General features: G+C 59.2%; 19 protein-coding genes, 2 tRNA genes and 1 riboswitch. Of the genes, 9 read left to right on the forward strand and 12 right to left on the reverse strand.

Annotated features, from left to right (window positions below; translation table 11 throughout):
* Positions 1 to 61: 61 nt before the first annotated feature.
* A complete protein-coding gene (locus G5193_RS09715; RefSeq protein ID WP_421205889.1) occupies positions 62 to 535 on the reverse strand; it encodes a methylated-DNA--[protein]-cysteine S-methyltransferase in 474 nt (157 codons plus the stop codon).
* Positions 532 to 2,070 (reverse strand): AlkA N-terminal domain-containing protein, encoded by a 1,539-nt coding sequence (locus tag G5193_RS09720; RefSeq protein ID WP_421205890.1) that lies wholly within the window; start codon positions 2,068 to 2,070, stop codon positions 532 to 534. Before G5193_RS09720 ends, G5193_RS09715 begins: the two co-directional genes overlap by 4 nt.
* 408 nt (positions 2,071 to 2,478) lie before the next feature.
* On the opposite strand from G5193_RS09720, the gene G5193_RS09725 reads away from it, so the two are divergent.
* The 6 genes from G5193_RS09725 to G5193_RS09750 all read left to right on the forward strand — a co-directional run bounded on the left by G5193_RS09725 (position 2,479) and on the right by G5193_RS09750 (position 6,356).
* Positions 2,479 to 2,868, forward strand: coding sequence for a type IV pilin protein (locus G5193_RS09725; RefSeq protein WP_042054203.1), 390 nt, complete (start codon positions 2,479 to 2,481; stop codon positions 2,866 to 2,868).
* Between the two features lies 1 nt (position 2,869).
* Positions 2,870 to 3,289 carry a GspH/FimT family pseudopilin gene (locus tag G5193_RS09730; RefSeq protein WP_005349592.1) on the forward strand — a complete coding sequence of 140 codons (420 nt, stop codon included), beginning with the start codon at positions 2,870 to 2,872 and terminating at the stop codon, positions 3,287 to 3,289.
* A complete protein-coding gene (locus G5193_RS09735) occupies positions 3,286 to 3,678 on the forward strand; it encodes a type IV pilus modification PilV family protein (protein ID WP_421205891.1) in 393 nt (130 codons plus the stop codon). Before G5193_RS09730 ends, G5193_RS09735 begins: the two co-directional genes overlap by 4 nt.
* On the forward strand, positions 3,672 to 4,232 hold the full coding sequence (locus tag G5193_RS09740) for a PilW family protein (RefSeq protein WP_421205892.1): 561 nt from the start codon (positions 3,672 to 3,674) through the stop codon (positions 4,230 to 4,232). Before G5193_RS09735 ends, G5193_RS09740 begins: the two co-directional genes overlap by 7 nt.
* On the forward strand, positions 4,229 to 5,860 hold the full coding sequence (locus G5193_RS09745; protein ID WP_421205893.1) for a DUF7305 domain-containing protein: 1,632 nt from the start codon (positions 4,229 to 4,231) through the stop codon (positions 5,858 to 5,860). Before G5193_RS09740 ends, G5193_RS09745 begins: the two co-directional genes overlap by 4 nt.
* 94 nt (positions 5,861 to 5,954) lie before the next feature.
* Positions 5,955 to 6,356, forward strand: a complete 402-nt coding sequence (locus G5193_RS09750) for a VOC family protein (protein WP_139405739.1) — start codon at positions 5,955 to 5,957, stop codon at positions 6,354 to 6,356.
* A gap of 131 nt (positions 6,357 to 6,487) precedes the next feature.
* On the opposite strand, the gene G5193_RS09755 is transcribed toward G5193_RS09750, so the two are convergent.
* The 4 genes from G5193_RS09755 to G5193_RS09770 form a co-directional block, all read right to left on the reverse strand.
* On the reverse strand, positions 6,488 to 7,966 hold the full coding sequence (locus G5193_RS09755) for a carboxypeptidase M32 (protein ID WP_421205894.1): 1,479 nt from the start codon (positions 7,964 to 7,966) through the stop codon (positions 6,488 to 6,490).
* Between the two features lie 138 nt (positions 7,967 to 8,104).
* Complete coding sequence (gene smrA, locus G5193_RS09760; protein ID WP_005338734.1) at positions 8,105 to 8,686, reverse strand: DNA endonuclease SmrA; 582 nt, start codon at positions 8,684 to 8,686, stop codon at positions 8,105 to 8,107.
* Positions 8,687 to 8,875: 189 nt separating this feature from the next.
* Positions 8,876 to 9,055 carry a DUF3149 domain-containing protein gene (locus G5193_RS09765; RefSeq protein ID WP_005338733.1) on the reverse strand — a complete coding sequence of 60 codons (180 nt, stop codon included), beginning with the start codon at positions 9,053 to 9,055 and terminating at the stop codon, positions 8,876 to 8,878.
* 121 nt (positions 9,056 to 9,176) lie between these two features.
* Positions 9,177 to 10,079, reverse strand: coding sequence for a TraB/GumN family protein (locus G5193_RS09770; protein ID WP_139493674.1), 903 nt, complete (start codon positions 10,077 to 10,079; stop codon positions 9,177 to 9,179).
* 88 nt (positions 10,080 to 10,167) lie between these two features.
* Between G5193_RS09770 and G5193_RS09775 the strand changes: the two genes are divergently transcribed.
* A complete protein-coding gene (locus tag G5193_RS09775) occupies positions 10,168 to 10,500 on the forward strand; it encodes a DUF1904 family protein (RefSeq protein WP_421205895.1) in 333 nt (110 codons plus the stop codon).
* Positions 10,501 to 10,592: 92 nt separating this feature from the next.
* Here the strand turns inward: G5193_RS09775 and G5193_RS09780 are convergent, their stop codons facing one another.
* From G5193_RS09780 to G5193_RS09800, 5 genes are all read right to left on the reverse strand, one after another.
* Complete coding sequence (locus G5193_RS09780) at positions 10,593 to 11,420, reverse strand: SDR family oxidoreductase (RefSeq protein ID WP_265062257.1); 828 nt, start codon at positions 11,418 to 11,420, stop codon at positions 10,593 to 10,595.
* Between the two features lie 137 nt (positions 11,421 to 11,557).
* Positions 11,558 to 13,006: an OprD family outer membrane porin gene (locus G5193_RS09785; protein ID WP_204481162.1), complete on the reverse strand. Its 1,449-nt coding sequence runs from the start codon at positions 13,004 to 13,006 to the stop codon at positions 11,558 to 11,560.
* A 497-nt stretch (positions 13,007 to 13,503) separates the two neighbouring features.
* On the reverse strand, positions 13,504 to 15,441 hold the full coding sequence (locus tag G5193_RS09790; protein WP_421205896.1) for a methyl-accepting chemotaxis protein: 1,938 nt from the start codon (positions 15,439 to 15,441) through the stop codon (positions 13,504 to 13,506).
* Positions 15,442 to 15,546: 105 nt separating this feature from the next.
* Positions 15,547 to 16,431 carry a DMT family transporter gene (locus G5193_RS09795; protein ID WP_421205897.1) on the reverse strand — a complete coding sequence of 295 codons (885 nt, stop codon included), beginning with the start codon at positions 16,429 to 16,431 and terminating at the stop codon, positions 15,547 to 15,549.
* A gap of 207 nt (positions 16,432 to 16,638) precedes the next feature.
* Positions 16,639 to 16,715: transfer RNA gene (locus G5193_RS09800), tRNA-Arg, on the reverse strand.
* 456 nt (positions 16,716 to 17,171) lie between these two features.
* Positions 17,172 to 17,259: riboswitch (cyclic di-GMP riboswitch) on the forward strand.
* Positions 17,260 to 17,357: 98 nt separating this feature from the next.
* Here G5193_RS09800 and G5193_RS09805 point away from each other — a divergent pair.
* Positions 17,358 to 19,955 (forward strand): glycosyl hydrolase family 18 protein, encoded by a 2,598-nt coding sequence (locus tag G5193_RS09805; RefSeq protein WP_421205898.1) that lies wholly within the window; start codon positions 17,358 to 17,360, stop codon positions 19,953 to 19,955.
* Positions 19,956 to 21,213: 1,258 nt separating this feature from the next.
* Positions 21,214 to 21,289: transfer RNA gene (locus tag G5193_RS09810), tRNA-Ala, on the forward strand.
* 187 nt (positions 21,290 to 21,476) lie between these two features.
* Here the strand turns inward: G5193_RS09810 and G5193_RS09815 are convergent.
* Positions 21,477 to 23,660, reverse strand: a complete 2,184-nt coding sequence (locus G5193_RS09815; protein WP_421205899.1) for an ExeM/NucH family extracellular endonuclease — start codon at positions 23,658 to 23,660, stop codon at positions 21,477 to 21,479.
* Positions 23,661 to 23,771 lie beyond the last annotated feature (111 nt).

Here is a 23,771-nt window from a genome sequence, read left to right on the forward strand (position 1 = left end):
AGCCCCTTTCTCCAGCCGGAAAGGGGCAATTTTTTATCGCAGGTGCTCTACTCAGACTCCTTTAATTGCCCCTCTCCAGCGCCAGCAGCGCTTTTTTAATCTCCAATCCCCCCGCATAGCCGGTCAGGCTGCCGTTTTGGCCGATCACCCGATGGCAGGGGACGATGATAGAGAGCGGATTGCGGCCATTCGCCGCGCCCACTGCCCGCACCGCATCGGGTTTGCCGATGGTGCGAGCGATATCGCTGTAGCTGCGGGTCTCGCCGTAGGGGATGTCGCACAGCGCTTGCCACACCGCCTGCTGAAAAGCTGTGCCACGGGCGACAAGGGGCAGGGAGAAGCGCTGCAAGCGACCGGCAAAATAGGCGTCAAATTCGGCGAGGAAGGGGGCCAGCGCCTCGTGATCTTGCTGCCAGCCGCTCATATCGGGCAGCGCCCGCAGGCCCGCCACAAAGTCCACGTGCACCAAGCCATACTCGTTGATGGCAACCAGCAGATTGCCGCAGCGGGTCGGCAGGATATCGTAGCGGATCATGGGGTTCTCTCCTGTTGTTGGGTATCTGGCTGGTTTTCGTTGCCAGTGGCACGGAACAGCAAATCGGGCGCTTCACTCATGGCGTGCCACAGCCAGCTGGCCGCATAGCTGCGCCACGGTTGCCATGCTGCGCTTTGCGCCAACACCTCTTTTACCGGCAGCTTGGTGCCGCCTCCGAGTGCCTTCTGCAGCACCAGATCGGAGGTGGGGAAGGCGTCGGTATCCAGCCCGCAACGCAGTCGCCAGTAAGAGACCGTCCAGGGGCCTATGCCCGGCAGCGCCAGCAACTGCTCATCACTGGCTGTCGTGAGGGTCAGCTTACCGCTGGCCAGTGCCTTCGCCACTCCCCGCAGGGTGCGAATGCGGCTGCCGGGCATGCCGATACCGTCGAGATCGAGTTCGCACAACTGGGCGGGGGTCGGTAGTTGCGCCACCCCGAATTGCGCCTCGGTACGGGCTACCAGTCGACCGAGTATGGTGATGGCTCCCTTGACCGACACCTGCTGGCCGACGATGGCGCGCAGCATCACCTCGTATTCGTCCCAGCCACCCGGCAGTCGCACGCCGGGCCAGCGTGCCTGCAAGCGGGCGAGCAGCGGATCCTGACCGAGCAGATCACCGATCCGCTGCATGTCGGCATCGAGATCCCACATCCGACGCACCCGATAGAGCAGATCGGGCAGTGCTGCGAGCGGCAGATCATGGACTGTGAGTTGCAAGCTGTGCCCCTTGCCCTGCGCGATGCGCACCAGCGCGACCTGATCGCCGACCCGGTAGCGCCGCTCATACCCCTCGCCATCTACCCGCTCCAGCTCGGGGATCGCCCGCAGCCGGTAGAACGCCAGCATGGCCGCTACGTCATACGGGGGGCGATAGGGCAGTTGCAGCGTCAGGGTTGCGCCACGCGGCTGCGCGCTCATGTGCTCTGGCGCATGATCCTCTTGTTGGCGCAGGGAGCGTGGGGCCAGTCCGTAGGCGTTGAGCCAGGCGTCATTGAAGCGGCGGATGCTGGCAAAACCGGCGGCAAACGCGATATCTGTGATGGGCAGCCCAGTTTCAGTCAGCAGTCGTTTCGCGAGCAGCAGGCGGCGCGTCTGCTCCACCTGTTTTGGTGAGGCGCCGAGATGTTGCTCGAACTGGCGGCGCAGGGTGCGTTCGCTTATCCCTGCCTCAGTGGCCAGTTTGGCGAGCGTGCCTTCCGCCAGCTCGCCGCGATCGATGCGTGCCAGCAGACGTGCCAGTTCAACCGGCAGATCGCCACGGGCGGCGGGTGCCAGCTCAGGGCGGCAGCGCAGGCAGGGTCGCAGCCCATACAGCTCAGCGGCCGCGGCGCTTTGGAAGTAGCGCACATTGTGCTCGTGGGGTGGCCGTGCCGGGCAGACCGGCCGGCAGTAGATGCCGGTCGAGAGCACGCCGGTAAAGAAGCGGCCATCGAAGCGAGCATCGCGAGCGAGCCGTGCGGCGTGACACTGTTCGCGGCTGAGGGTGTTGATCACCTCATCTTGTGACGACTCTGGGCTTGGCTTTGCATTCATGGTGTGGGCAGCTTTGCTGGAATAGATGGCAAGAGAGTAAGGGGGCTCAGGGGCTGTGACTAGCCAGAAACGGACAGGGATAGCAAAAATTGGCCGAAGTTTTTTTTACTCTTTCATTGCACGGCCGGGTTTCACTCTTCGTCACGCTGTTATTCATGTATCGCGGCTTGACAGAAGGGGGCATAACGGACGGGTCGTAGGCACGATTGGCTTAGCTTTATTTGCTTAGCGAGATTAGTGGCGGCGAAAACTGCTTAAAAATTAATAACAGATCACATAACTATCTTTTTTACATTGAGTGTGGTGATTTTGTGTTGTTCAATCGAGTCAGTTAATTTTTGATGATTATTAAGTCATCACATCTGCGGCCTTAGGCCGAGCAATAACAACACTTGCCAAGGATGATAAGTGAACGACTGTAAGGCATGGCGCCATTGCCGGGGGTTTAGTCTGATCGAGTTGTTGATCGCCATGACGGTTGTCAGCATTCTCGCGGCCATCGCGTTGCCAGCGTATCAGGGTTATCTGCAACAGGGACGCCGTTACGAAGCGCAGCAGCAATTGCTGGAGCAGGCGCTCGCCCTCGAACGTATCTATACCCAACAGGGCCGTTATCCCGACACGTTTGCCACCCCTTCCAACACGGATTTCTACCAGTTCAGCTACAGCCAGCAAGATGCTGGCGACTACCTGCTCAAAGCCATTCCAACGACGCGACAACAGGATGAGTGCGGCACTCTGACCCTCGATCAGACCGGTTATCGCGCGGCCAATCGCCATGACTGCTGGGGATCATAAGATGAACGTGCGCGGATTTACTCTGATTGAGTTGATGATCACGGTCGGCATCGCCGCCATCTTGCTATTGGTCGGGTTGCCCTCCATGAGTCAGCGCCTCGCGGCCGAACGGCTCGATCGCAGCGCGACCGAGCTCGCGTCTGCCTACCGCTTTGCCCGCAGCGAAGCGGTCAAGCTGACCCTGCCGGTGGTACTGCAGGGCACCGAGAACGGTGGCTGGGAGGTGATGGCCGACAGCCAGCGGTTGCGTCAGGCATCGGCTCCCGGTGGCGGCGTGGTGATCAAGCCGTTTGACCCCATCCAGATCGCGCCAACCGGCAGCAGCAGCCACGCCGAGATCATTCTGGCCAATCGCCTCGGTGAGCAGCGGGTCCTTTGCGTGGCCCCGAGCGGCCAGCTGCTGCAAGGGAGCTGCTCATGAGATACGCCGCACTTGCCCGCCAGCAGGGCTTCAATCTGGTGGAGATCATGGTTTCCATGGTGTTGGCGGTGATGGTGTTTCTCGGTCTCGCCAAGGGGCAGGTGGTCTCGTTGCAGCAGGCGCATTACAGCTTGCAGAGCACGCTGGCCACGATCGAGGCGAGCAACAGCGTGGAGCAGATCTGGAGTTCGCTGTGTGAAGTGCAGCGCAAGCCCGAGCGGTTCACCCAGGGCGATTTTCTTGCACGCTTCACCCTGCACGAGGGTCATCGGCTGGTGCTACCGAACCGTTATAGCGACAACTTTGTGGTCGCTATCGAGTGGCAGGATGAGCGGGTCTCCGGCGCCAAGCGGGTGGAGCTGAACGCAGGATTTCCGCCTTTATGCTGAGCATCCCCTCCCGGCAACTAGGTGTCAGTCTTGTCGAGCTGATGATCTCCATGGTGCTCGGTCTGATGTTGATGCTGGCGATTTTTGCCGGTTACGCCCCAATCAAGAGCACGGTCGAGCAGAGCAAGGCGCTGGAGCAGGCGAACGAAGTGCTGCGCTTTGCCACCCTCACCTTTACCAACAGCATCAAGCAGGCGGATCAGCTGATAGCCGTCACCCCTGATCGCCTGACGCTGGCTTTCAAGGTAGAGGGGGGCAGTCAGGTGCTCTCCTGCCTTGGCAACCAGAAAACCGCCGATTTTACCGAGCAGTACCGCTTCACGCCGCCGGTACTCAGTTGCGATGACGGAGATGGCCCGCGCCTGTTGCTGGCCCATCTTCAGGATCTTGAATTCGGCCAGCAGGGTGCACTGGTCAATATCCGCATCTTGCCCGAAGGGCTGCCCAGCTATCTGGCACCCGGAGTAGAGGTGCAGGTGGCCCGCCGCAAGGCGGTCTGGGCGGCAGCGTTGGCCACATCCGGTGCCAACGCCACAGCAGGGGGAGCGGGATGAACAAGGGATTGCAGGGGCAGCGGGGAGCCGTACTGCTGGTGGTGCTGGTGGTGAGCCTGCTGTCGAGTCTGCTGGTGTTTACCAGCATTCAGGAGAACCAGTTGCAAACTCGCCTGAGCGGCAATTTTCACAAGAAGATCAATGCGCAGCTCAGTGCCGAGCAGGGGATGAACGAGAGTTATCGTGCCCTGCATCAGGCCCTTGGCGCCGAACCGCGGATAGAGTGGGCTCAGCTGGTGCAGAAGGTGCCAAGCAAGGGCGAAGGGGCCATGGCGGGTAGCCGCTTTAGCATCGAACAGCTGGATGCCTCCGCCGGCAGCAAGCTGGCGTTGCAGAGCCATGGCCGCTATCTGGAGGGTAATGCCAGCCTCAACGCGCTGTTTGCCCTTAAGCGCGAGCCCGGCAATCTCATCTTTCAGGATTCAGTGGTGGCGTGTGAAGGGTTGAGCCTCTCCGGTAGCGGTTTTATCGACAGCTACGACTCGCGCAAGGGGGCGTACAAGGAGTCTGTTTCCGGGACTCTTAATCAAGGGCAAAACGCCAAGGTGGCGACCGTCAGCGACAAGGCCAATGTAGTGCTCGCCGGGCACTCCCCCATCTGGGGTGATGTGCGGGCGACCGGCTCGGTGACCTTGAACGGCTCTTCACCTGTTGCGGGTAATGTACTTGCTGGCGGCGATATCACCATTTCTCCCTCTGATGGGGTCGTCAGGGTTGAGGGCAGCGTGAACGGGAGTGGAAATTTTGCCTTGCAAGGGGGGCATATTGCCGGAGCTGTTGCGATCAATGGTGATGTCTCTATGGGTCATGGCACAAGCATTGCTGGCGACAAGTTGAACTATGGTGGGAAGGGGGCATTCCTTGATGCCAAGCATCAGAAGTATCTGGATCCCCAATACCGCACTCACCCCAAGCTGCCACCGGTAGCCGGGCAGGTGTGTGACCCGCTCAATGTGGCCGCGTTGCCCAAATCGTTTCCCCCTGCAACATTGCCCATCAATGGCCCCCTGACGCTCGGGGCCACCCAGCAGATGGTGCTGACCACGGATCCCTCCACTGGCTCGGTCACCAGCAGCAACCAGCATAAGCCCGGGCTGCCGCTACCCGGCAAGGGGGAGCTGTTTGGCAAGGAGCAGACCGTTTACAAGCTCGACAGCCTCAATATGGGGGCCGATGCCAGTCTCACCATCAAGGGGGATGTGGTGCTGCTGATCGACAAGGATTTCACCATGACTGGCAGCAACAAGTTGACGGTGAGCGAGGGGAGCAGTCTGACCCTGATCGTCAGCGGCAAGGTCGATCTCGGGGCCGGTGCCGAGGTGACGGCAGCCAAGCAGGGGCTGACCGCTGGCGGTACGCCCGCTATATCCATCTATTCCGCGTATAGCGGCAAGGATGGGGTCAAGCTGTCGGGCAATACGCCGCTCTATGCTGCTCTCTATGCCCCGCTGACCGAGATGAAGATCAGCGGAAGTGGCGGTCTGTACGGGGCGGTGCGGGCAAAACACTTGACCGAGAGTGGCGCGGGTGGTGTGCACTATGACGAGGCGCTGGGCATGGCGGATATGGGCGAAGATCAGGGGCCGCCTCCGACGCTGGCACTGCGACAGTGGCACTTTGTGCAGTGAGGCTGGTGAGCCGCTAAAAAGGATCGAATGGGGCACGCAACTGTGAGAAGGTGGAGATCTGTCCACCCAGCCGTTCACTGTTGAGGAGAGCTCCATGCCAGGCCCCGCTCGCGCCGGTGCCCTGATCTATGCCAAGGATCCGGGCTTGCTGACCCACTTTTACCGTACATTGCTGCAGATGGTGGTCTGCAATCAGGATGAGCAGCTGGTAGTGCTGGAAAACAGCGATATCCAGCTGCTGATCCATGCCATTCCTGAGCCTTATGCCGGGCAAGTCGTTATCAAGCGGCCGCCAGCACTGCGGGAAGAGGGGGCCATCAAGCTGTTCTTCACCGTCTCCAGCCTCGCCTGGGCGGAAGCGAAGGCGGCGGATCTCGGCGGCGGCCTGCTGCCACAGCAGTGGACAGGGCCTGGCTTTGTGGTGCGCAACGCCTTCGACCCGGAGGGCAATATCCTGCAACTGCGCGAGTTGCTGGGCTCTCCTGATCCTCTCTGAATTTTCTCTTTTTACAGCATGGTGGTGGCGTGCTGTGCCATGCACCGCCATAAAAATGAACCGCCATAAAAACGGGGCCCTGTAGTGGTCAACTAAAAAGGCCCCGTTCTGCTGTTAGCTTACTGCGCTCATTACTTCAGGTAGCGCTGTTCCAGATGCTGGCGCAGCCAGTGCGGGTTGAGCGCTTCACCGGTGGCACGGCGCACCAGCTCGTCGGTGCTGTGCAGGCTCCCCTGTGACCAGATGTTGCGTCCGAGCCAGCCGAAGATCTCCGGCAGGCGGCCCGCCGCGATCACCTCACCCATGCTGCCCAGCTCTTTCTCGAGGGCAAAGCGCAGCTGGGCGGCATACATGGCACCCAGGGTGTAACTCGGGAAGTAGCCGAACGAGCCGTCGGTCCAGTGAATATCCTGCATGCAGCCATTGCGGTAGTTGCCCTTGGTGGAGAGCCCCAGCCACTGCTGCATCTTGGCATCCCACAGCTCGGGGATGTGGGCCACCTCGATCTTCCCTTCCACCAGATCGCGCTCCAGCTCGTAGCGCAGGATAACGTGGGCCGGATAGGTCACCTCGTCCGCATCGACCCGGATAAAGCCCGGCTCGACCCGGCTGTAGAGCTTGGCCAGATTGTCCGGCGCAAACGCCGCCTGTTCGCCGAAGTGGTGACGAATGCGTGGTGCCAGCAGCGCGAGGAAGGCCGGATGATGCCCCAGCTGCATCTCGCAAAACAGGCTCTGACTCTCGTGGATCGCCATGGAGCGCGCCTCGGCCACCGGCTGACCCAGCAGATGGCGCGGCAGCCCCTGCTCGTAACGGGCGTGACCGGTCTCGTGCACTATGCCCATCAGGCTGGAGACAAACTCCTGCTCGTTATAGCGGGTGGTGATCCGCACGTCGGTCGGCACGCCGCCACAGAAGGGGTGACTGCTCACATCGAGGCGGCCGTGTGCGAAATCAAAGCCGAGCAGCCCCATTACCTCCTGGCCGAGTGCCTGTTGGGTCGGGATGGGGAAGGGGCCTTGCGGCAGCAGCAGGGCATCGCCCTTCTGCTGTTCACTCACGGTCTGGATAAGAGCCGGCAGCCAGCTGGCGAGATCGCCGAAGATCTGATCGAGCCGTGCGCTGGTCATGCCCGGCTCATAGAGCGCCAGCATGGCGTCGTAGGGGCGCACGCCAAGCGCATCGGCCCGCAGCTGCGCTACTTCACGGGAGAGTTTCACCACCTCCTCGAGATTGGGAGCAAAGCCGGCCCAGTCGTTGTTCTTGCGCTGGCTGCGCCAGGCGTGCTCGCACTTGCTGCCGGCGAGTGACAGCGCTTCGACCAGCTCACCGGGCAGCAGGCTGGCATCTTGCCACTGGCGCTTGATCTCGCTGAGGTTGGCCCGTTGCACTTCATCGAGCGGCTCACTCTCGGCCTTGGCAATCCAGTCGCCCAGCTCGGGAGCGGTGCGCTTCTGGTGGATCAGCAGACCGAGTTCGGCCATTGCTTCGGCGCGAGCATCGTTGCCCCCTTCCGGCATCATGGCTGCCTGATCCCAGCCGCAGATAGCGGCGAGGTGGCTAAAGCGGTAGATCTGTTGCTGATGTTGTTCAAGCTTTTGATATGACATGGGATTGTCCTTGTTATCGTCCCTGATGGTATGCCGCCCCGTACCTGGCATGATCGGGGCCGTTCGATGCTAACACCGCCGCTCTATAGTTGACCACCATCATGCAGGCGAGCCAAAGGTGTGGTGGCGAGACGCGGATTAGCCGAGCCGCTTCTGGTGCCGTTCGCGGTTTTCCGCTTTTTTGCGTTCGCTTTTGCGCAGCAGCACGTATAAAGCACCGCTGCCGCCGTGGCGACGCTCGGCGCTGTGGATCGCCATGACGGCGGGCAGTTGCGGCAACCAGGCGCTCACATAGCTTTTCAGCAGGGCACGCGGGGTGCTGCGCTCCCCCTTGCCGTGCAGGATAAGCAGGCAGCGGATATCCCGGACTTCACAATCCGCAATGAACTGCACCAGCGTCTGGCGCGCCTCATTGAGGGTTTTCTGGTGCAAGTCCAGGCTGGCTTGCAGCTCGTATTTGCCGAGCCGCAGCTTCTTGTAGACCCCCTCCTGCACCCCATCACGCTTGAAGCCGACGATTTCGTGCGGATCGCGCATCTCGATGGCCTCCATGGTGAGGTGGTCGAGGGCGAGTTGTTCGGCAGTGGCAGCCTGGCGGCGAGCGAGCTGCGCCTCGGTCGGGGCGGATTTGGCCGCATGGGGATGGATGTTGTCGCTGCGAATGGGCCGCACGTCGGCCACTTCATTCATAAATAGCGAGAGTTCGTCGTTATGAGACACGGCAGGCTCCCCATAAGAAAAAGTGGGGGCCATTATAACGGCCGCAACCGGCACAGAAAACGGGGAAAGGGGCAGGGGGGATAAGGGAGGGCCAGCATGGACACTGGTGCATCCTGTCCCGGGAATCACAGTCGCGAACTATAAAACAGCACAGGCGGTCAGTGTGAGCTGCCGCCTGTGGTCAGAGGATTATTTGCCCTCTTTGGGTTGTTGAGAATGGGGTTGCTGTGAATGAGGCGGTTGCGAGTGCATCACCTTGTAGATGAAGTAGGCCGCGTAAGAGCTGATGAGCAAGAAGGTGCCGATAATCACCAGCATCGACATCAATCCCACGCTGTTGCCAAACATCAGGTCCAGCCAAAAGTCCATTTTATTGCTCCTGTCACCCGGTTGATGACAGGCATGATAAATACCTCTTTGCCCCGTCCGGGATGATCCCGATCAACTCCCTTGCAGGTTGTTTAATAACCAGTGCGATCTGTGATCGTTCTCACTGGACTCCTTGCGACCGAGCCTGCACCGGACCTGGAGTGGTGAGCGGGGTAATGCGCCACCCTTGCTGCTCCAGCAACGCCAGCAACCCCTGTTCGCCGTAAAGGTGCAGGGCGCCTACCACGATAAAGCTCTCGTTGGGCAGGGTGGACCATTTTTTCAGCCAGTTATGGTTGCGCTCGGCCAGCAGGGTCTGCTCCATCCAGCTTTGTAGCGCGGGGGGAGCCATCTCCTCCTTGAGCAGATTGATCAGCGTCGCCTCATCTCCCTGCTGCCACGCTTTCATTACGGCGGCGAAACCTGTCTCCAGCATCGGCAGCTCATCCAAGGTGCTGGCGAGCATCAGGGTCTGGTTGTCACCCACGCTGGCCAGATAACCGAGCTGCTCCAGCAGGGTTTCAAAACCCACTACCGGTTTGCCCTCTTTGGCGGCCCGGACGGCAAAGTGCTGGTCTATCCCGAGTTCACTCTTGAAGTCGGAGCGGGCCATGGCGGCCTGGGTCAGGGTAATGGCGGCAAACCATGGGCGCAGGGTGGCGAGGGTAGCTTCGTCGATGCCATAGCGGGCACCTGCCATCAGGGTGCGTTGATAGAGTTCGGCAGGCAGATGATCCTTGAGCGGCTTGCCATCCACCAGTCGGGTGAGGGAGCCGGTCTGTTGCCACTGATCCTGCGTGATGCTGTTCATGTCCACCTCCATCACCAGTGCGCGACTCTGCAGCCAGGCACGCTCCACCGGCTCGGGCAGAGGATAGAGGGCTGGCTTGCCCGCATGGATGGAGCCCAGCAGCCAGTGTTGCTGGTTGCCCTTGCTCACCCGATAGAAGGCGGGATCGGCAAAGGCGTGCAGCGGTAGCAGCAGGCAGAGCAGGAAGGCAAAGAGGGTGCGATGAAATCTCATGGGGATCCTTAATATGCGCCGGGTGACTTCTCTTGCTGACAATAACCCCTATGATAAGTCCTCATTTCAGATAACCAAGAGGTTTGCCATGCCCCATCTTCGTTTTCGCGCCGTGACGCTCGATACCCTGCAACAGGTGAGTGGCCCGCTGCTGGCCGAGCTTTGCGAGCTGACCGGTGGCAAGCCGGAGTTTGTCACCATGGAGCGGGTGGAGAGTTGCTGGATACGCAACGGTGAGCCAGAGACGGGTTTTCCGTTTGTCGAGCTGCACTGGTTCGAGCGGCCACAAGAGATTCAGGACGCCGCCGCGCGCCTTATCACGCGCCATTTGAAACGGGTGCTGGGGGAGCAGATCTATGTGGTGGTGCAGGTGATCCCTCTGGTCAAGAGTGCCTACTACAGCAATGGCGAGCACTATTGAAGAGAGGAACAAACCAGGTTGGCGGGACGGGTGACGCTGCTACCCGGCTAACGCCACTTGGGCGACCGGGTACTTGGTCGCCAATCACGGGATCAGGCCGATTTTGCCAGCAGTTTATCGAGCCAGCGAGTGGGCAATACCCGTCGCAGGAAGGCAAACAGCCGGGTCGGAGTGGTCACCGGATAGCGCGCTTTGGGATGGGCGTGGGTCAGCGCATGGAGCAGCGGCGGGATGCAGGCTTCGCTGGAGAGGGTAAAGCCGCTGGTGGCCCCCTCTTTTTCCAGCCGTGTCAGGGTCTGGCGATAGGCCAACTGATGACGGCTCTGGGCCGGATCGATGTGGCGCAAGAAGGCGCTGCGGGCATTGGCACGAAAACGGGTATCGATGGGGCCCGGTTCAATCAGGCTGATATATACCCCGCTACCCGCCAGTTCTAGGCGCAGAGTGTCGCTATAACCTTCCAGCGCAAATTTGCTGGCGTTGTAGGCGCCGCGATACTTCATGGCAACCAGTCCCAGAACCGAGCTGTTCTGCACTATCCGTCCCTCTTTGGCCTCCAGCATCGGCGGCAGCACCTGACGGATCAGATGGTGCCAGCCAAACAGGTTGGTATTGAACTGCTCCCTGAGCGCTTCGGTGGGCAGATCTTCCAGCGCCCCGGGTTGGCCATAAGCGCCATTGTTGAACAGGCCATAGAGGCGCCCGCCTGCCAGATGGAGCGCCGCACTGGCACCCAGCTCGATGGAGGCAGAATCCGCCAGATCCAGCTGTACTGCCAGCAATCCCTGTTGCTGCAGACGGGCCACATCTTCCGCCTTGCGCGCCGAGGCGATCACGGTAAAACCGTGCTGCCCCAGCGCCTGTGCGGCGGCGAGGCCAATACCGCTGGAACAACCGGTGATCAAAACAAAACGGGGCATGATGGCGTCCTTGTGACTGCTGACAAAAGCGTGCTGGTGAGTGGATAAAACCCTTATCCGGCTCGCATGTTAGCCTGCCAACCGGAAAAAAGAAAACCGGGCCAAGTGGCCCGGTTTGCTGACATCGTATTGCCTGATTACATGAAGGTAAGCGGCATGATGATGTGGAACTTGACGTCGTGCTCGGAGGCGAAGATGTTGGGGTAATCGGTCCAACCGCCGCCCTGGCTGATGTCGTTGTTGTAGTCGGTGTAGTGCAGTTTGAACAGGGTGCCTTTCAGCTTGCCATCCTGCACGGTATAGCTGACATCGAAGTTGACGGCCCACTCGGTATCCTCGCCGTTGGCTGCTTTCTTGCCTTGGCCATTTTCGATATCCCAACCGTAGGCGCCGGATACACCGACAGCCCAGCCCGGCGCACCAACCAGATCATCCAGAGAACGGGTCACGCCGAAGAACAGTGCTTTTTCGTTGTTGGCGTTCCAGTCAGAGCGGGAATCCCACCAAATTTCGTTGGCGCCCTGGGAGTTGGCGTAGCCACGGGTCAGACGGGGCAGGTAGTTGCCTTCCGCACCTTCAGCCTTGGTCCACAGACCTTCCAGACGGAAGCCGTATTGGGCGTAGTTCCAGGCAGCGGTCAGTGCTTGTTGCCATGCCAGGCCGTCGTAAGTTTCAATCTGGGAGCCGCCCTTGGTGTAGGTCTCGGTCTCGGAACCGTAGAACTGGTAGCTGGTGGCGAGGCCGCCCAGTACGTCAAACTTGTGAGCCAGTTTGAAGTGGTAGCTGTCCATGTAGCCTTCGGACTGACCGAAAGAACCGGTCACGGCAGTGCCATTTTCAAAGGTGTAACGAGCCGCGATACCGTGGATATAGTCGATGACGTTTTCATCAGCGAACGGATCCATCCACGCTTTGGCGCGAGAGAAGACCTGAGTCTCTTTGTACCAGGGGGCCTTGTACTCGTCAGCGATGGCGTAGGTCAGGTAGAGACCGCCAAAGTTGCCTTCGACTTGACCACCACGATAGGTACCCGGCTGATAGGACCAGTTAACACCGATTTGGCCAGGGACATACAGCTGGGTGTAACCACCCTTGGCAGTCACACCGCCGTCCAGGAATTTCAGCTTCAGAGCTGCGTTGGAGAGGCTGAAGCCACCCTCGGGAGAGCCATCTTTGTAGTTGTTGCCCCAGGAGTTGCCTGCAAAGGAGAATTCGTTCTCCTGGTTGACCGGATGGTTTTCGGTAACGGCCAGGTCATAGGCACCGAAGCCGCCCAGATCCAGACCAACAGTGTCCCAGGCATAACCGGAGTTGAAGTTGAGAGCTGCCTGGACGGTGGAATGGCTCAGGTTGGACTGGTACTTGCCTTCTTTCTTGGCGGCAGTCGGGTCACCATCGATGCGCTGACGATCACGCTGGAAGTAGAACAGGCCACCGGTCAGTTTGGAGTCTTTTACGAAGGTTTCATAGGACTGGCCATATTCCGGGCTCATCATATCCTGGGCTGCCAACGCCATGCCGGGGGCGACCAGAGCGGCTACCACAGCGGCACTCAAAGCGGCGCGCTTGAAGATCACTTTTTCCATTTTTATTGCTCCTGATTTTATGGACTTAGCTTTTTTCCGGCAGCTGGCATCGGGCCTACCGCTCGGTATTGGCATTGCAATCAAAACCCCGAAGGGCAAAAAATCTTCTCTTGGTTATCTGCAAACCCGGATGTCTTGGCACATCTGTAGTTGGCAGTCCTGATCATCACATGTTGTTTTTTTTGTTCCGATTCTTGGCTATCGGACAACTCCAAGAGTACGTTCGCGGTGCGAAATATCAATGAAAAGTTCCCTCAACGTTTCAAAAGTATGACCGAGTGCAAATAATCATGGGCAAGGTCGTAAACAGCCTCATGGCCGGTATCACGGTAATGAGAGCGTTTTCTTGGAGGTGTGGCCAGCGCCGGTGCGGGTTTTCATCAGATACGGGGGAAGGGAAGCTGTTAACCTGCAGGCAACATATAATTTTGTGCTACAAAAAAACTTTCCCTCTGGTCGAGGGAAAGTGAATTGGTGGGGATGTGGGGCGAATAGGGTCAGCCTTGCTGGCCGAGGATGCGGGGGATCTGTTGCGCCTGATGGTGGATATGGGACGAGACCTGCACCGAGAGTTGGCTTACCTGACAGGCCTGCTGACGAATACGGGCGATCAAATCGGCAAAACTGGCCAGCTTGTGCTCCTGACTTTTGGCATTGTCGGCGCCCTGCAGGGCGATCACTGCGGTGTTGCGGGCGATCTCCCGCACCGCCTGGGTGGTCTGGCGCAACTGCTCGGCTTGTGCCCGTTGGCGGCTTGACTCGCTGGTGATCCGGTTCAGCACGGTGCCAAGCTGTTCACCAGATTGGGTCAGACGCCGCAGAATCTCGGTGATCTGGTTGAGGGATTGCTGGGTATTGGCCGAGAGGTGGCGCACCTCATCGGCGACCACGGCAAAGCCGCGCCCCTGTTCCCCTGCACGGGCCGCTTCGATGGCGGCGTTGAGGGCCAGCAAGTTGGTCTGCTGGGCGATATGACTGATGACATCGACAATGTCCGTCACATCGGCAACCGAGCGGGTGAGGGCTTCCAGCGCCTCATCGCTCTCGTCAATTGCCAGCCCGGTCTGACGAGTAGCGTGCAGCATGCTGCCCACCAGATCTTCGCTCTGGCTCATCGCCTGTTCGTTATGGTGGGCATGCCGGGCGATGTCGGCGGCGACCTGATGGACCTCTCCGGCCAGCTGGTTCAGCTCATCCATCATCTGACCGCTCTCGTCGACTACCAGCTCGGTGGTGCGGGTGCTGTGGTGGATCTCGTCAACCTGGCTGACCATTCCTTTCAGACTGAGGGATACCGCAGACAGCTGCCCCTCTTTCTGTTGTTGATCCTGCTGCAGGCGACCGATCAGCCGATTGTAGCTGGCAACGATATCGGCCAGCTCGTTGCGATCACGCCCGGCAGATAACGGCTCGGCCTGCCCAGTCTGATCGAGCTGCAGAAAGGCTCCGCGCAGTCGCAACAAGGGAGCGAGCAGCCAGCGTCGTTGCACCAGTGCAAACAGCAGGGCGACTACCACCAGACAGAGCGCCAGCGTGCCGAGGATGGTGGCCAGCTCCTGATTGACGGCTTGCCGCTCGTGGGCAAGTTGTTCCCCCATCTGTCTGGTCGCTTGCAACATGGCCATGATGTCTTGCTGCACGGTCTGGCGGCCAGCCTGTTGCTGTTGTAGCGCCGTGCGGCTGTTGGCCAGCTCCTGCGGATAGCGGCCCAGCAGCGAGCGTAATTCGCTGCGCGGTTGATCTCCCAGCTCCTTGCGTACCGGCTCCCCCAGGGTGAACTCATCGGCGGGCGCATCTTCATACAGGCCGAGCAGCGGCAAGGCTTGCAGCGCTTGCGCCTGTTTTTGCAGTGCCTCCAGCTCAAAGCGGATCCCTTCGAGCAGCTTTTCATTGCCCTGCTCCATATAGCTTTGGCGCAAATGGGCGAGGCGCGGCAGGCCAGCCAGGATCTCGGCCGCACCGCGGCGATATTGCTGTGCTGCGGCAGATTGTTCTGTGCTGGCGCCTTGCTCCCCATAGCGGATCAGCGCCATGGCTTGGCTGCCCAGCTCACTCTCCGCATTTTGCAGCAGCAGCTGGCTGTTGCCCGAGAGCTTGCCTGCGGCCTGATAGTTGTGCGCGATGCGCTGCGCCATCTGTTCGAGTTGCTGTCTGAGCGGGGCCGCCACGGCATCATCCTGAGCGGCCAGTGAGGAGAGTGCTTGCTGGCGGATCTTCTCCGCAGCGGTCAGTTGCTGTGGATCGCCGCTGTTGAGGTAGTCACGCAGGCTGTTTTGCAGGGTCACCGTCACCAGTTGTTGCAGCGTCTCGTGCTGATGCTGGGCCTGATTGGTGCGGGCAAGCTGTTGCCAGCCGTGGTAGAGGGCCAGCGCCTGTCCTCCCGCAACCAGTAACAAAACAAGGGAGGATAGGGTGGCGTAATGGGCGATTTTCACGGGGTAATTCCTGTCAGCACAGACCATGGGGGAGCGTGGCCAGAGCCTAAACAGGGATGATGGCGTTTTTATGACAGCACGGTCAGGTAGCCCTATCTTGCCGGCTTAACTGGCTCGGGATACCTGAGCGCTGTTGCGTTGGCCCAACATACCGAGCAGGGCGCCCCCCATGATAAGTGCACCGGCCAGCAGATGGCGCGAGGTTAGCTCCTCTCCGTTCAATGTTACTAACAGCAAAGTACTCAGCAGAGGGGTCAGGTAGGCAAGGGCTCCGATCCGGCGTGGATCGCCGTCTCGCAGTGCCAGATACCAGGTAACGAAGGCCGCCCCCATCGGGCCCAGCGCCAGCCCGATGATCAGCCACCAGTCACTGGTGGGGAGCTGCGTGAGCGGCAGGGGCCCCTCCAGCAGACGAGCGAGCAGCAGCGCCAGCAAACCTGCGGGCAGACAGGCTGCCGCAGTGACCACGGCGGGGGCCGGCGGCAGACGGCGTGATAATACCGAGTAGGCTCCCCAGACGACTGCCGCGCCCAGTGCCAGCAGGTATCCCGGCAGATAGGCCTGCTGCAGTTGCAGCTCACCGTTGACCATCACCAGCATGGAGCCTGCCAGACCAAAGGCGCCAGCCAGCAGATGACGGGCATGGAGTGGATGGCCGGGCAACAACAGCGGGGTGAACAGAATGATGCAGAGCGGCCAGAGGTAGTTGATGAGGTTGGCCTCCAGCACCGGGGCATGGCGAAAACTCATAAAGAGCAGCAGATGGTAGAGCAGCAATGCCGTAACCGTCACCAGCCAGGTAATGGGGCGAGCGCGCCATTGGCGCCAAAACGGCAAGGCCCCGACCCCGCAGAAAAACAGCACCAGCCCGACCAGCACCAGTGGTGACACGCTGGTGACCCGTGACGTCAGCGCCGCCAGCGAGGCCCACAGCACAATGGTCAGCAAGGCAAAACCGGTGGATCTATCCCACCAGGAACATCCGGACATCCAACACTCCTTTGCAAGATGAAGCTGCTGGCTTTGCCGTAGGGCTCAGCCAAAAAAAGCAGTCTATCAGAGAGAGGAGAGATGCCGAATGCCGCGTGAATACAATTACTTGTGACTTGGTGAGAGTTTTGATGGTGCAAGCAGAGTGCTGCTGGACGTCGAACTAATCGCCAAAGAGATGAGTGAATGCGAAAAGGGGATGATGGGTGGCGTCCCAGGCAGGATTCGAACCTGCGACCTCGCCCTTAGGAGGGGCGCGCGCTATCCAGCTGTGCCACTGGGACGTGCGGGCATTATATAAAAATGCCAATAAAAATAAACAACTGCGTATGTCTGTCTATCCAGTTGCTTACATTCTGGCCGGATTGTGCGTTTGTGCTCTGGGGGTCAGATAAACAAGTTTGTGGTGTCTGAATAAGAAGGGGTGGGGGGAGGAAGATACTGGTATGCAATAAATTGACTTTGAATTCACTTGTTGCCGTGAGGTATGGCTACCTCTTGTTGTGTTGTGCCACAGGTGTTGAGCTTTTGTCGCTTTATTTTGTTTTAGTGAAATTTTTAGCTTAATCAGTTGGGTAGCTATTAATAATGGCCAATGCTCCCTTGTATTTTAAAGATGAATCATGAGGCCATGGCTCAGCGTCAGGTACGGTCAGTAGCGGGTTTGGAATGGTCTTGTTTGCTTAGTTATATAAATTGCCATAGAGTTAATTCGCGATTAGTTATCGCCGAAAATAAAGTTGTGACAAGGGCAAACCGATTGAAAAGTCGGGACGCAAAGCCTCCGGTCTAAAGGCGTTGTTGAGCTGGGATAGCGGGGCCACCACAGTGTTATGCTGGCTGCCTTTGCCAAGGGGTAGTCGTGTTTGTGTTGCCTGTCGTGTTGTGTTGCCCTTTCGTTTGTCCATAACGTAAAGGAAAACAATATGCTAAGTCCAAAACCCGCATCGCTGGCCATGATGGTCGGCTCCCTGCTTGCCTCATCTGCCGTTTATGCGGCCGCGCCGGGCAAGCCCACCATCGGCTGGGGTCCCACCAAGTTCGCCATTGTTGAAGTGGATCAGGCGGCAACCTCCTACAACAATCTGGTCAAGGTCAAGGATGCCGCCGATGTGGAGGTGAGCTGGAACCTCTGGAGCGGTGACGTCGGCCAGACTGCTGGGGTGCTGCTTGATGGCAAGGAGGTGTGGTCCGGCCCCTCCACCGCAGCGGGCAGCGCCAAATTCAAGGTGAAGAAAGGGGGGCGCTACCAGATGCAGGTGGCGCTGTGCAACGCCGATGGCTGTACCCTCTCTGATGCCAAGGAGATCGTGGTCGCCGATACCGATGGCAGCCATCTGGCGCCACTCAAGGCTCCGCTGCAGGAGAACAACAAGCCCTACGCCAACAAGTCCGGCAAGGTTGTAGGGACTTACTATGTGGAGTGGGGAGTCTATGGCCGCAAGTTCACAGTGGACAAGATCCCGGCCCAGAACCTGACCCATATCCTCTATGGTTTCACCCCCATCTGCGGTGGGGATGGCCTCAACGACAGCCTCAAGGAGATCGAAGGGAGCTTCCAGGCACTGCAACGGGCGTGTGCCGGCCGGGCCGACTTCAAGGTGGCGATGCACGATCCTTGGGCCGCCATCCAGATGCCGCAAGGCAACCTCACCGCCCATGATGAGCCCTACAAGGGCAACTTTGGCGCCCTGATGGCGCTCAAGCAGGCCTATCCGAATCTCAAGATCCTCCCCTCGGTCGGTGGCTGGACCCTCTCCGATCCCTTCTACTTCCTCGGTGACAAAACCAAGCGCGATGTGTTTGTCGGCTCGGTGAAAGAGTTCCTGCAGACCTGGAAGTTCTTCGACGGTGTGGATATCGACTGGGAGTACCCGGGCGGACAGGGTGCCAACCCGAAACTGGGCAGCCCGAGTGATGGTGCCACCTACGTGGCCCTGATGAAGGAGCTGCGGGCCATGCTCGACGAGCTGGAGGCCGAGACTGGTCGCCAGTATGAGCTAACTTCCGCCATTGGAGCGGGGGGCGACAAGATCCAGGATGTGGACTACAAGGCGGCCCAGCCCTACATGGACCACATTTTCATGATGACCTACGACTACAACGGCGCATGGAGCAACACCGAGCTGGGTCACCAGACCAACCTCTATGCAGCGAGCTGGGACCCCGATACCAAGTACACCACCGACAAGGCGGTCAATCAGCTGCTGGCGCAGGGGGTTGACCCCGGCAAGCTGGTGGTTGGTGCCGCCATGTATGGCCGTGGCTGGACTGGCGTGAGCGGCTATCAGGGCAACAACCCCTTCACCGGCAAGGCGACCGGCAAGGTGAAAGGCACCTGGGAGGATGGCGTGGTCGATTACCGCGACATCGTCAACAACCGTATGGGCAGTGGCTGGGAGAAGAGCTACGACGAGGTGGCCGAGGCTCCCTATCTGTTCAAGGCTTCGACCGGCGATCTCATCACCTATGACAACGACCGCTCGGTCAAGGCCAAGGGGCAGTATGTGCTGGCCAACAAGCTGGGTGGCCTCTTCTCCTGGGAGATTGATGCCGACAACGGCGACATCCTCAATGCCATGCACGAGGGTCTGGGTCACGGCGAGGGAACCACTCCGCCAGCCAACAAGCCGCCGGTGGCCAACGCGGGCAGCGATCTGAGTGTCACCGGCCCGACCGAGGTGACGCTGAACGGCTCCGCGTCCCACGACCCGGAAAATGGCGCCCTCACCTATAGCTGGAAGCAGGTCTCCGGCCCGCAGGCCACCTTGCTGGATGCCACTCAGGCCAAGGCCCGGGTTGTACTCGATGCGGTGACCGCCGACATCAATCTGGTGTTCGAGCTGGCAGTGACCGACGACCACAACCTCACCGCCCGCGATCAGGTGGTGGTCACCAACAAGGCGCCGCAGCCCAACCTGCCGCCACTGGTTAGCCTGCCGGCTACCGCTTCCGTGGAATCCGGCAAGCAGGTGACCCTCAAGGCGACCGCATCTGACCCGAACGGTGATCCGCTCACCTATCAGTGGACGGTACCGGCCGGCCTCACCGCCAGCGGTCAGAACAGTGCCACCCTGGTGGTCACCGGTCCGAACGTTACCAGCGATACCGCCTATGACCTGAGCCTCACCGTCTCCGACGGCGCGCTGGATGCCAGTGCCGCCACCCGTCTGACGGTCAAGCCGGTCAGCGGTGGTGGCGGTTGCTCGGCCACTGATCCGGATGCCGCCAACTGGCCTGCCTGGCAGGCGAGCAAGGTCTACAACGGCGGTGACAAGGTGAGCCACAACCAGCTGGTGTGGCAGGCCAAGTACTGGACTCAGGGCAACGAACCGAGCCGTACCGCGGATCAGTGGTTGCTGGTGAGCAAGGTGCAACTGGGTTGGGATGCCAATGTAGCTTACAACGGTGGCGAGATCACCACCCATAATGGCCGTCAATGGAAAGCGCAATACTGGACCAAGGGCAACGAGCCCGGCAAACACGACGTCTGGCAGGATGTGGGGGCCGCCAGCTGTAAATAAGGCTTGAGTTGTGGCGGGGCATGCTGGTCATGCCCCGCTTTTGCAACCCGCGGCGCTGAACATTGGTTGCTCTGCCAATCCCTCTTTTTCTGCTCTGTCTTGTATCCGGTCAGGCCGACTTGTGGTGCCGGCATGAAGGCTCTCCCCAAGTGATGGCTGCACTGCTCTCTGATAAGGTGTGAACCTGATTCGTGGTAACCTTTCCGCTGTTGTAATTACACTGCTGGAAAGTCTGCGGCCGAATATTTTCAGGTTGCCCAAGAGGCTAGCATCCCGCTGTTGGCGAGACAGGCCAGCGGGTCGGTATCGCCAGGATGAGGGCTTGCTCAACTTCGCTTGCTCTTTTTAAATCTCTGTCCGTCGTCATGCTGTCCCTTCATGCAGTACCTAATCGACGGCATTTGGCTGTTGAACAAGGATGGCAAGCATCATAGCCAGCTTCCCGGATGCTGGTGTTATCCAAGCCAGCGCTCCCGGCAAGGGGATTTCATGGTGTCATACCTGGATCAGGCCGAGATCCTGCAATGAGCCGATGCAATAAAAGATGGGGCCTGCGGGCCCCATTCTTGTTTGGTGGAGTTCAGGTTTGGCCGTGGAACATCTGGCCCGGACAGGACAGCGCCTCGAAAGGGCTGTGTGATGATGTGCGTTGTTGTTTTATTACATTTTCCGTGAAAGGCTTTCAGCAATTATTTGCCGTAGCGGAAGTAGTATTCACGGGTGGAGGGGGCATAGGCATCTTTCTCTACAACGCCGTTCTTGGTGGTTGCACCGCGCAGGTGGAACAGGACTGCCAGATTCTCAAACATGGTTTACCTCATCGCTCTGTCATTTATGGTTATGGTATGTGACCTAGGTCACGGTTTGATCCTATGGTCATTTGTGAGCCAGATCAACTTTCTATGTTGTAAATTTACAAAAATCATGGAAAGGGTTTTCAAATGCAATGCCCTTTATGGAAAGGCTTTCCCGAGGTGACGGGGGAGAAGCTGATTACCAGCCACCATAGAGAGGTCTGAGAGCGGGGGCGTTGCAAGGGGAAAGAGGCTCGCTGCACGGCCTCTCCTTTATAGGTGCTTGAGCCAATTTGTGACATAAAACAGAGAGATAGCACGCGCCTTGCTGGTAAAAACAGCGAACTGCTGCAATTTTGACTAAACGAATCAGTCGCGGTTATTTTAGGGTTGACAGCAAAGCGGGTGATGCCTATTATGCGCCTCCGTTGCCGGAGATAACTTCGTCAGCACCGAGGTGAGTTGGGGTTATAGCTCAGCTGGGAGAGCGCTTGCATGGCATGCAAGAGGTCCGCGGTTCGATCCCGCGTAGCTCCACCAAATTCTTGTTACAAGAAGCAATAAGGCCACCGCATCGCGGTGGCCTTTTTGTTTTCTCCATCATTTATTTTCTCCATCATTTATTTTCTCCATACGTCCGCGCCTTTCATTTGTAAATCCAATGACCTGAATGAAAAAGCCCGCGAGAGTCGCGGGCTTTGCTTGCACTATTCAAATGCGCCTGTGGTTAACGGCGACGTCGCCAGGCCAGTGGCAACAGGGCTAGCAGGCCGAGTCCCAGCGCACCACCGCCTGAGGAGGTGTCCGGTTTGGTGGCATCGCTCTCCAGTCTCAGGTCGACGATGATGGGATCATGGTCGGAGGCACTGAAGGGGTTGTCAGACTTGAGCAATGTGCCGGTGTACTGGCTGCCGTATTCGAACAGGGAGCTCTCGAAGGAGTTGATGTGCCAGTCGGCGACACCTGCCACCTTGCTGGCCAGCGCCGGGTTGGCGAGGGCGTAGTCCAGGGTGCCCAGCTCCCCGTCGTAGCTGTAGGAGATGGCTTTCTCCTTGTTGAATTTGACGTTGAGATCGATCAGGCCGTAGCTGCGAGTCACTTCGCGACCGAGCTGTTCATAGGGCTGCTCACCGATAAAGGTGTGGGAGGCCGATACGATCTTCCGCTCGCTGGTGGCCGGGTTGTAGTCGGTCAGCACCCGGATCGGATCTTCCTTGGCGTAGGAGTTGAAGTCGCCCACCAGCAGCACCTGGCCCGGCAGTTTGCTGACCGCCTCACCCAGCACCTTGGCGGCAGAGACCCGGAACTCGGTGCACTTGCCCTGCAGGTCGGCCGGTTCTGTCTTGCCATCGCCATTTTCGTAGCAGCCTGACCCCTTGGATTTGAGGTGGTTGACCACCAGCGTCAGCGGCTCCTTGCTCTTGGCGAGGGTGAAGGTCTGAACCAGAGAATCGCGCTGACCGGCTGTCTTGGCCACACCACCTGTGGTGTAGCGCTGCTCCGGCAGCTTGATGACGCTGGCATCTCCGCTGGGGGTGAGCAGGGCAGGACGGTAGATCATCGCCACCATGATGGCGTCTCCGCCGAAGAACTTGCCATCGGTAAGGGCAGTGACCGGCAGACGCACATAGGCGTAGTGTTTGCTCGCATCCTTCTGCTGTTCGTTGAGGCGGGTCACCAGATTGTTGAGGGCCGAGTTATCCTCGAAGCCGTTGTTCTCCATCTCCATCAGGCCGAGCAGATCGACATCCATTGCGGTAATGGCATTGACGATCTTGGTGCGCTGCTTCTCGAACTCGGGCTGGCTCTTGGCACCCCGGTTGCAACCTTTGGCGTTGTCGGCATCCGCCTGATCCTTGCACAGGATATTGAGTGCGCCGCCAATGCTGGAGTGACTGGTGAAGTAGTTGAGTACGTTGAAGCTGCCGATCCGCAGATCGCTGCCAGCGAGGCGAGCTGGCGCGTCTTGACGATCCTCTTCAGGGCTACGCAGCAGAGCACCGGCAGTCAGGGTGATATCGCTCGGTACTACCAGACGGAAGGCATCCTTGTTGTATACGATGACCCCCTCCAGCCTGGTCAGTTGATCACCGATGCGCAGATATCCCTGATCGGCATCCCAGCTCGGGAACCAGGGCAGTACGCCATCCGGTGCTTTGTAATCAGACTCAACCACCAGACGGTTGCTGCCATTTTGGGTGGCCAGTGCGACAGCGTCCGCACTGTTGGCAACATGAAGTTGGGTCGGTTTGATCAGCGGGGTTTTGTGGGCCAACTCTACGTTGTTGCGATAGACCTTGTAGTCGAAGCCATAGTTGCGGGTCAGGTGCAGGTCACTGCTGCTGTCGAGACGTACCCGCATCCCTTCGTGGCGATTGAGCGCTTGAGCCAGCGTCTCCCCTTCATTGACCTGCAGTACGCTGGTCGGCACCGCCAGTCCTTGCGCTGTGACCTGCAGGCGGGCTTTGCTGGATTCGAAGGTGGGTTTGAGCTGGGTGCCGCCGTAATACTCCTCGACCTTGGCTTCAAGGCAGAGTTCTGCCCCCGGTTTGATGTCGGCATAGTTGGTCGCAAACTCCTTGTCGTTCAGATAGACAAAGATGCCATCAGAGGTGGCCGGATTGCCATCACCCACCGGGTCGGTCAGATAGAAACCCTTGGTCAGACTTTGGCCCAGCGTTGTCACGATACCGCGAACGTTGAAGGTGCCCGTGCTGATTTTACCGGTCACATTGCCGTTCTTGTCGGTCACGGTCTGGGTGGCCAGCGCGCTGGCGGAGCCTGTGCCCTGAATGGTCGGGATGGGGGTGAGTTGAGCCGGATCGGACGGGCAGACAAATGCCGCATGGGCACCTGAGGATGCAAGTGCCAGCCCCACGGCCAGCGACAGCAGGGTACGAGTACCTTTCATAGGTGTTCCTTTTTTATTTTTGCCAGTGATTCCATAGCCTTGGCTCGTTGACCAAGGGCGCGCATTGTCACATTTCTGGCATGTCATACCAGTGAGCCAACGCACATTAAA

The organism is Aeromonas sp. 601027, assembly GCF_049174455.1.
Classification (GTDB): Bacteria; Pseudomonadota; Gammaproteobacteria; order Enterobacterales; family Aeromonadaceae; genus Aeromonas; species Aeromonas veronii_A.

Excerpts from the sequence above, each read along its gene's own strand:
- G5193_RS09765 (WP_005338733.1), bottom strand. The coding sequence starts at position 9,055 with ATGGACTTTTGGCTGGACCTGATGTTTGGCAACAGCGTGGGATTGATG.
- G5193_RS09735 (WP_421205891.1), top strand. The coding sequence starts at position 3,286 with ATGAGATACGCCGCACTTGCCCGCCAGCAGGGCTTCAATCTGGTGGAG.
- G5193_RS09795 (WP_421205897.1), bottom strand. The coding sequence starts at position 16,431 with ATGTCCGGATGTTCCTGGTGGGATAGATCCACCGGTTTTGCCTTGCTG.
- G5193_RS09755 (WP_421205894.1), bottom strand. The coding sequence starts at position 7,966 with ATGTCATATCAAAAGCTTGAACAACATCAGCAACAGATCTACCGCTTT.
- G5193_RS09780 (WP_265062257.1), bottom strand. The coding sequence starts at position 11,420 with ATGCCCCGTTTTGTTTTGATCACCGGTTGTTCCAGCGGTATTGGCCTC.
- G5193_RS09805 (WP_421205898.1), top strand. The coding sequence starts at position 17,358 with ATGCTAAGTCCAAAACCCGCATCGCTGGCCATGATGGTCGGCTCCCTG.
- G5193_RS09775 (WP_421205895.1), top strand. The coding sequence starts at position 10,168 with ATGCCCCATCTTCGTTTTCGCGCCGTGACGCTCGATACCCTGCAACAG.
- G5193_RS09730 (WP_005349592.1), top strand. The coding sequence starts at position 2,870 with ATGAACGTGCGCGGATTTACTCTGATTGAGTTGATGATCACGGTCGGC.
- G5193_RS09770 (WP_139493674.1), bottom strand. The coding sequence starts at position 10,079 with ATGAGATTTCATCGCACCCTCTTTGCCTTCCTGCTCTGCCTGCTGCTA.
- G5193_RS09740 (WP_421205892.1), top strand. The coding sequence starts at position 3,672 with ATGCTGAGCATCCCCTCCCGGCAACTAGGTGTCAGTCTTGTCGAGCTG.
- G5193_RS09715 (WP_421205889.1), bottom strand. The coding sequence starts at position 535 with ATGATCCGCTACGATATCCTGCCGACCCGCTGCGGCAATCTGCTGGTT.
- G5193_RS09745 (WP_421205893.1), top strand. The coding sequence starts at position 4,229 with ATGAACAAGGGATTGCAGGGGCAGCGGGGAGCCGTACTGCTGGTGGTG.
- G5193_RS09720 (WP_421205890.1), bottom strand. The coding sequence starts at position 2,070 with ATGAATGCAAAGCCAAGCCCAGAGTCGTCACAAGATGAGGTGATCAAC.
- G5193_RS09815 (WP_421205899.1), bottom strand. The coding sequence starts at position 23,660 with ATGAAAGGTACTCGTACCCTGCTGTCGCTGGCCGTGGGGCTGGCACTT.
- G5193_RS09750 (WP_139405739.1), top strand. The coding sequence starts at position 5,955 with ATGCCAGGCCCCGCTCGCGCCGGTGCCCTGATCTATGCCAAGGATCCG.
- G5193_RS09785 (WP_204481162.1), bottom strand. The coding sequence starts at position 13,006 with ATGGAAAAAGTGATCTTCAAGCGCGCCGCTTTGAGTGCCGCTGTGGTA.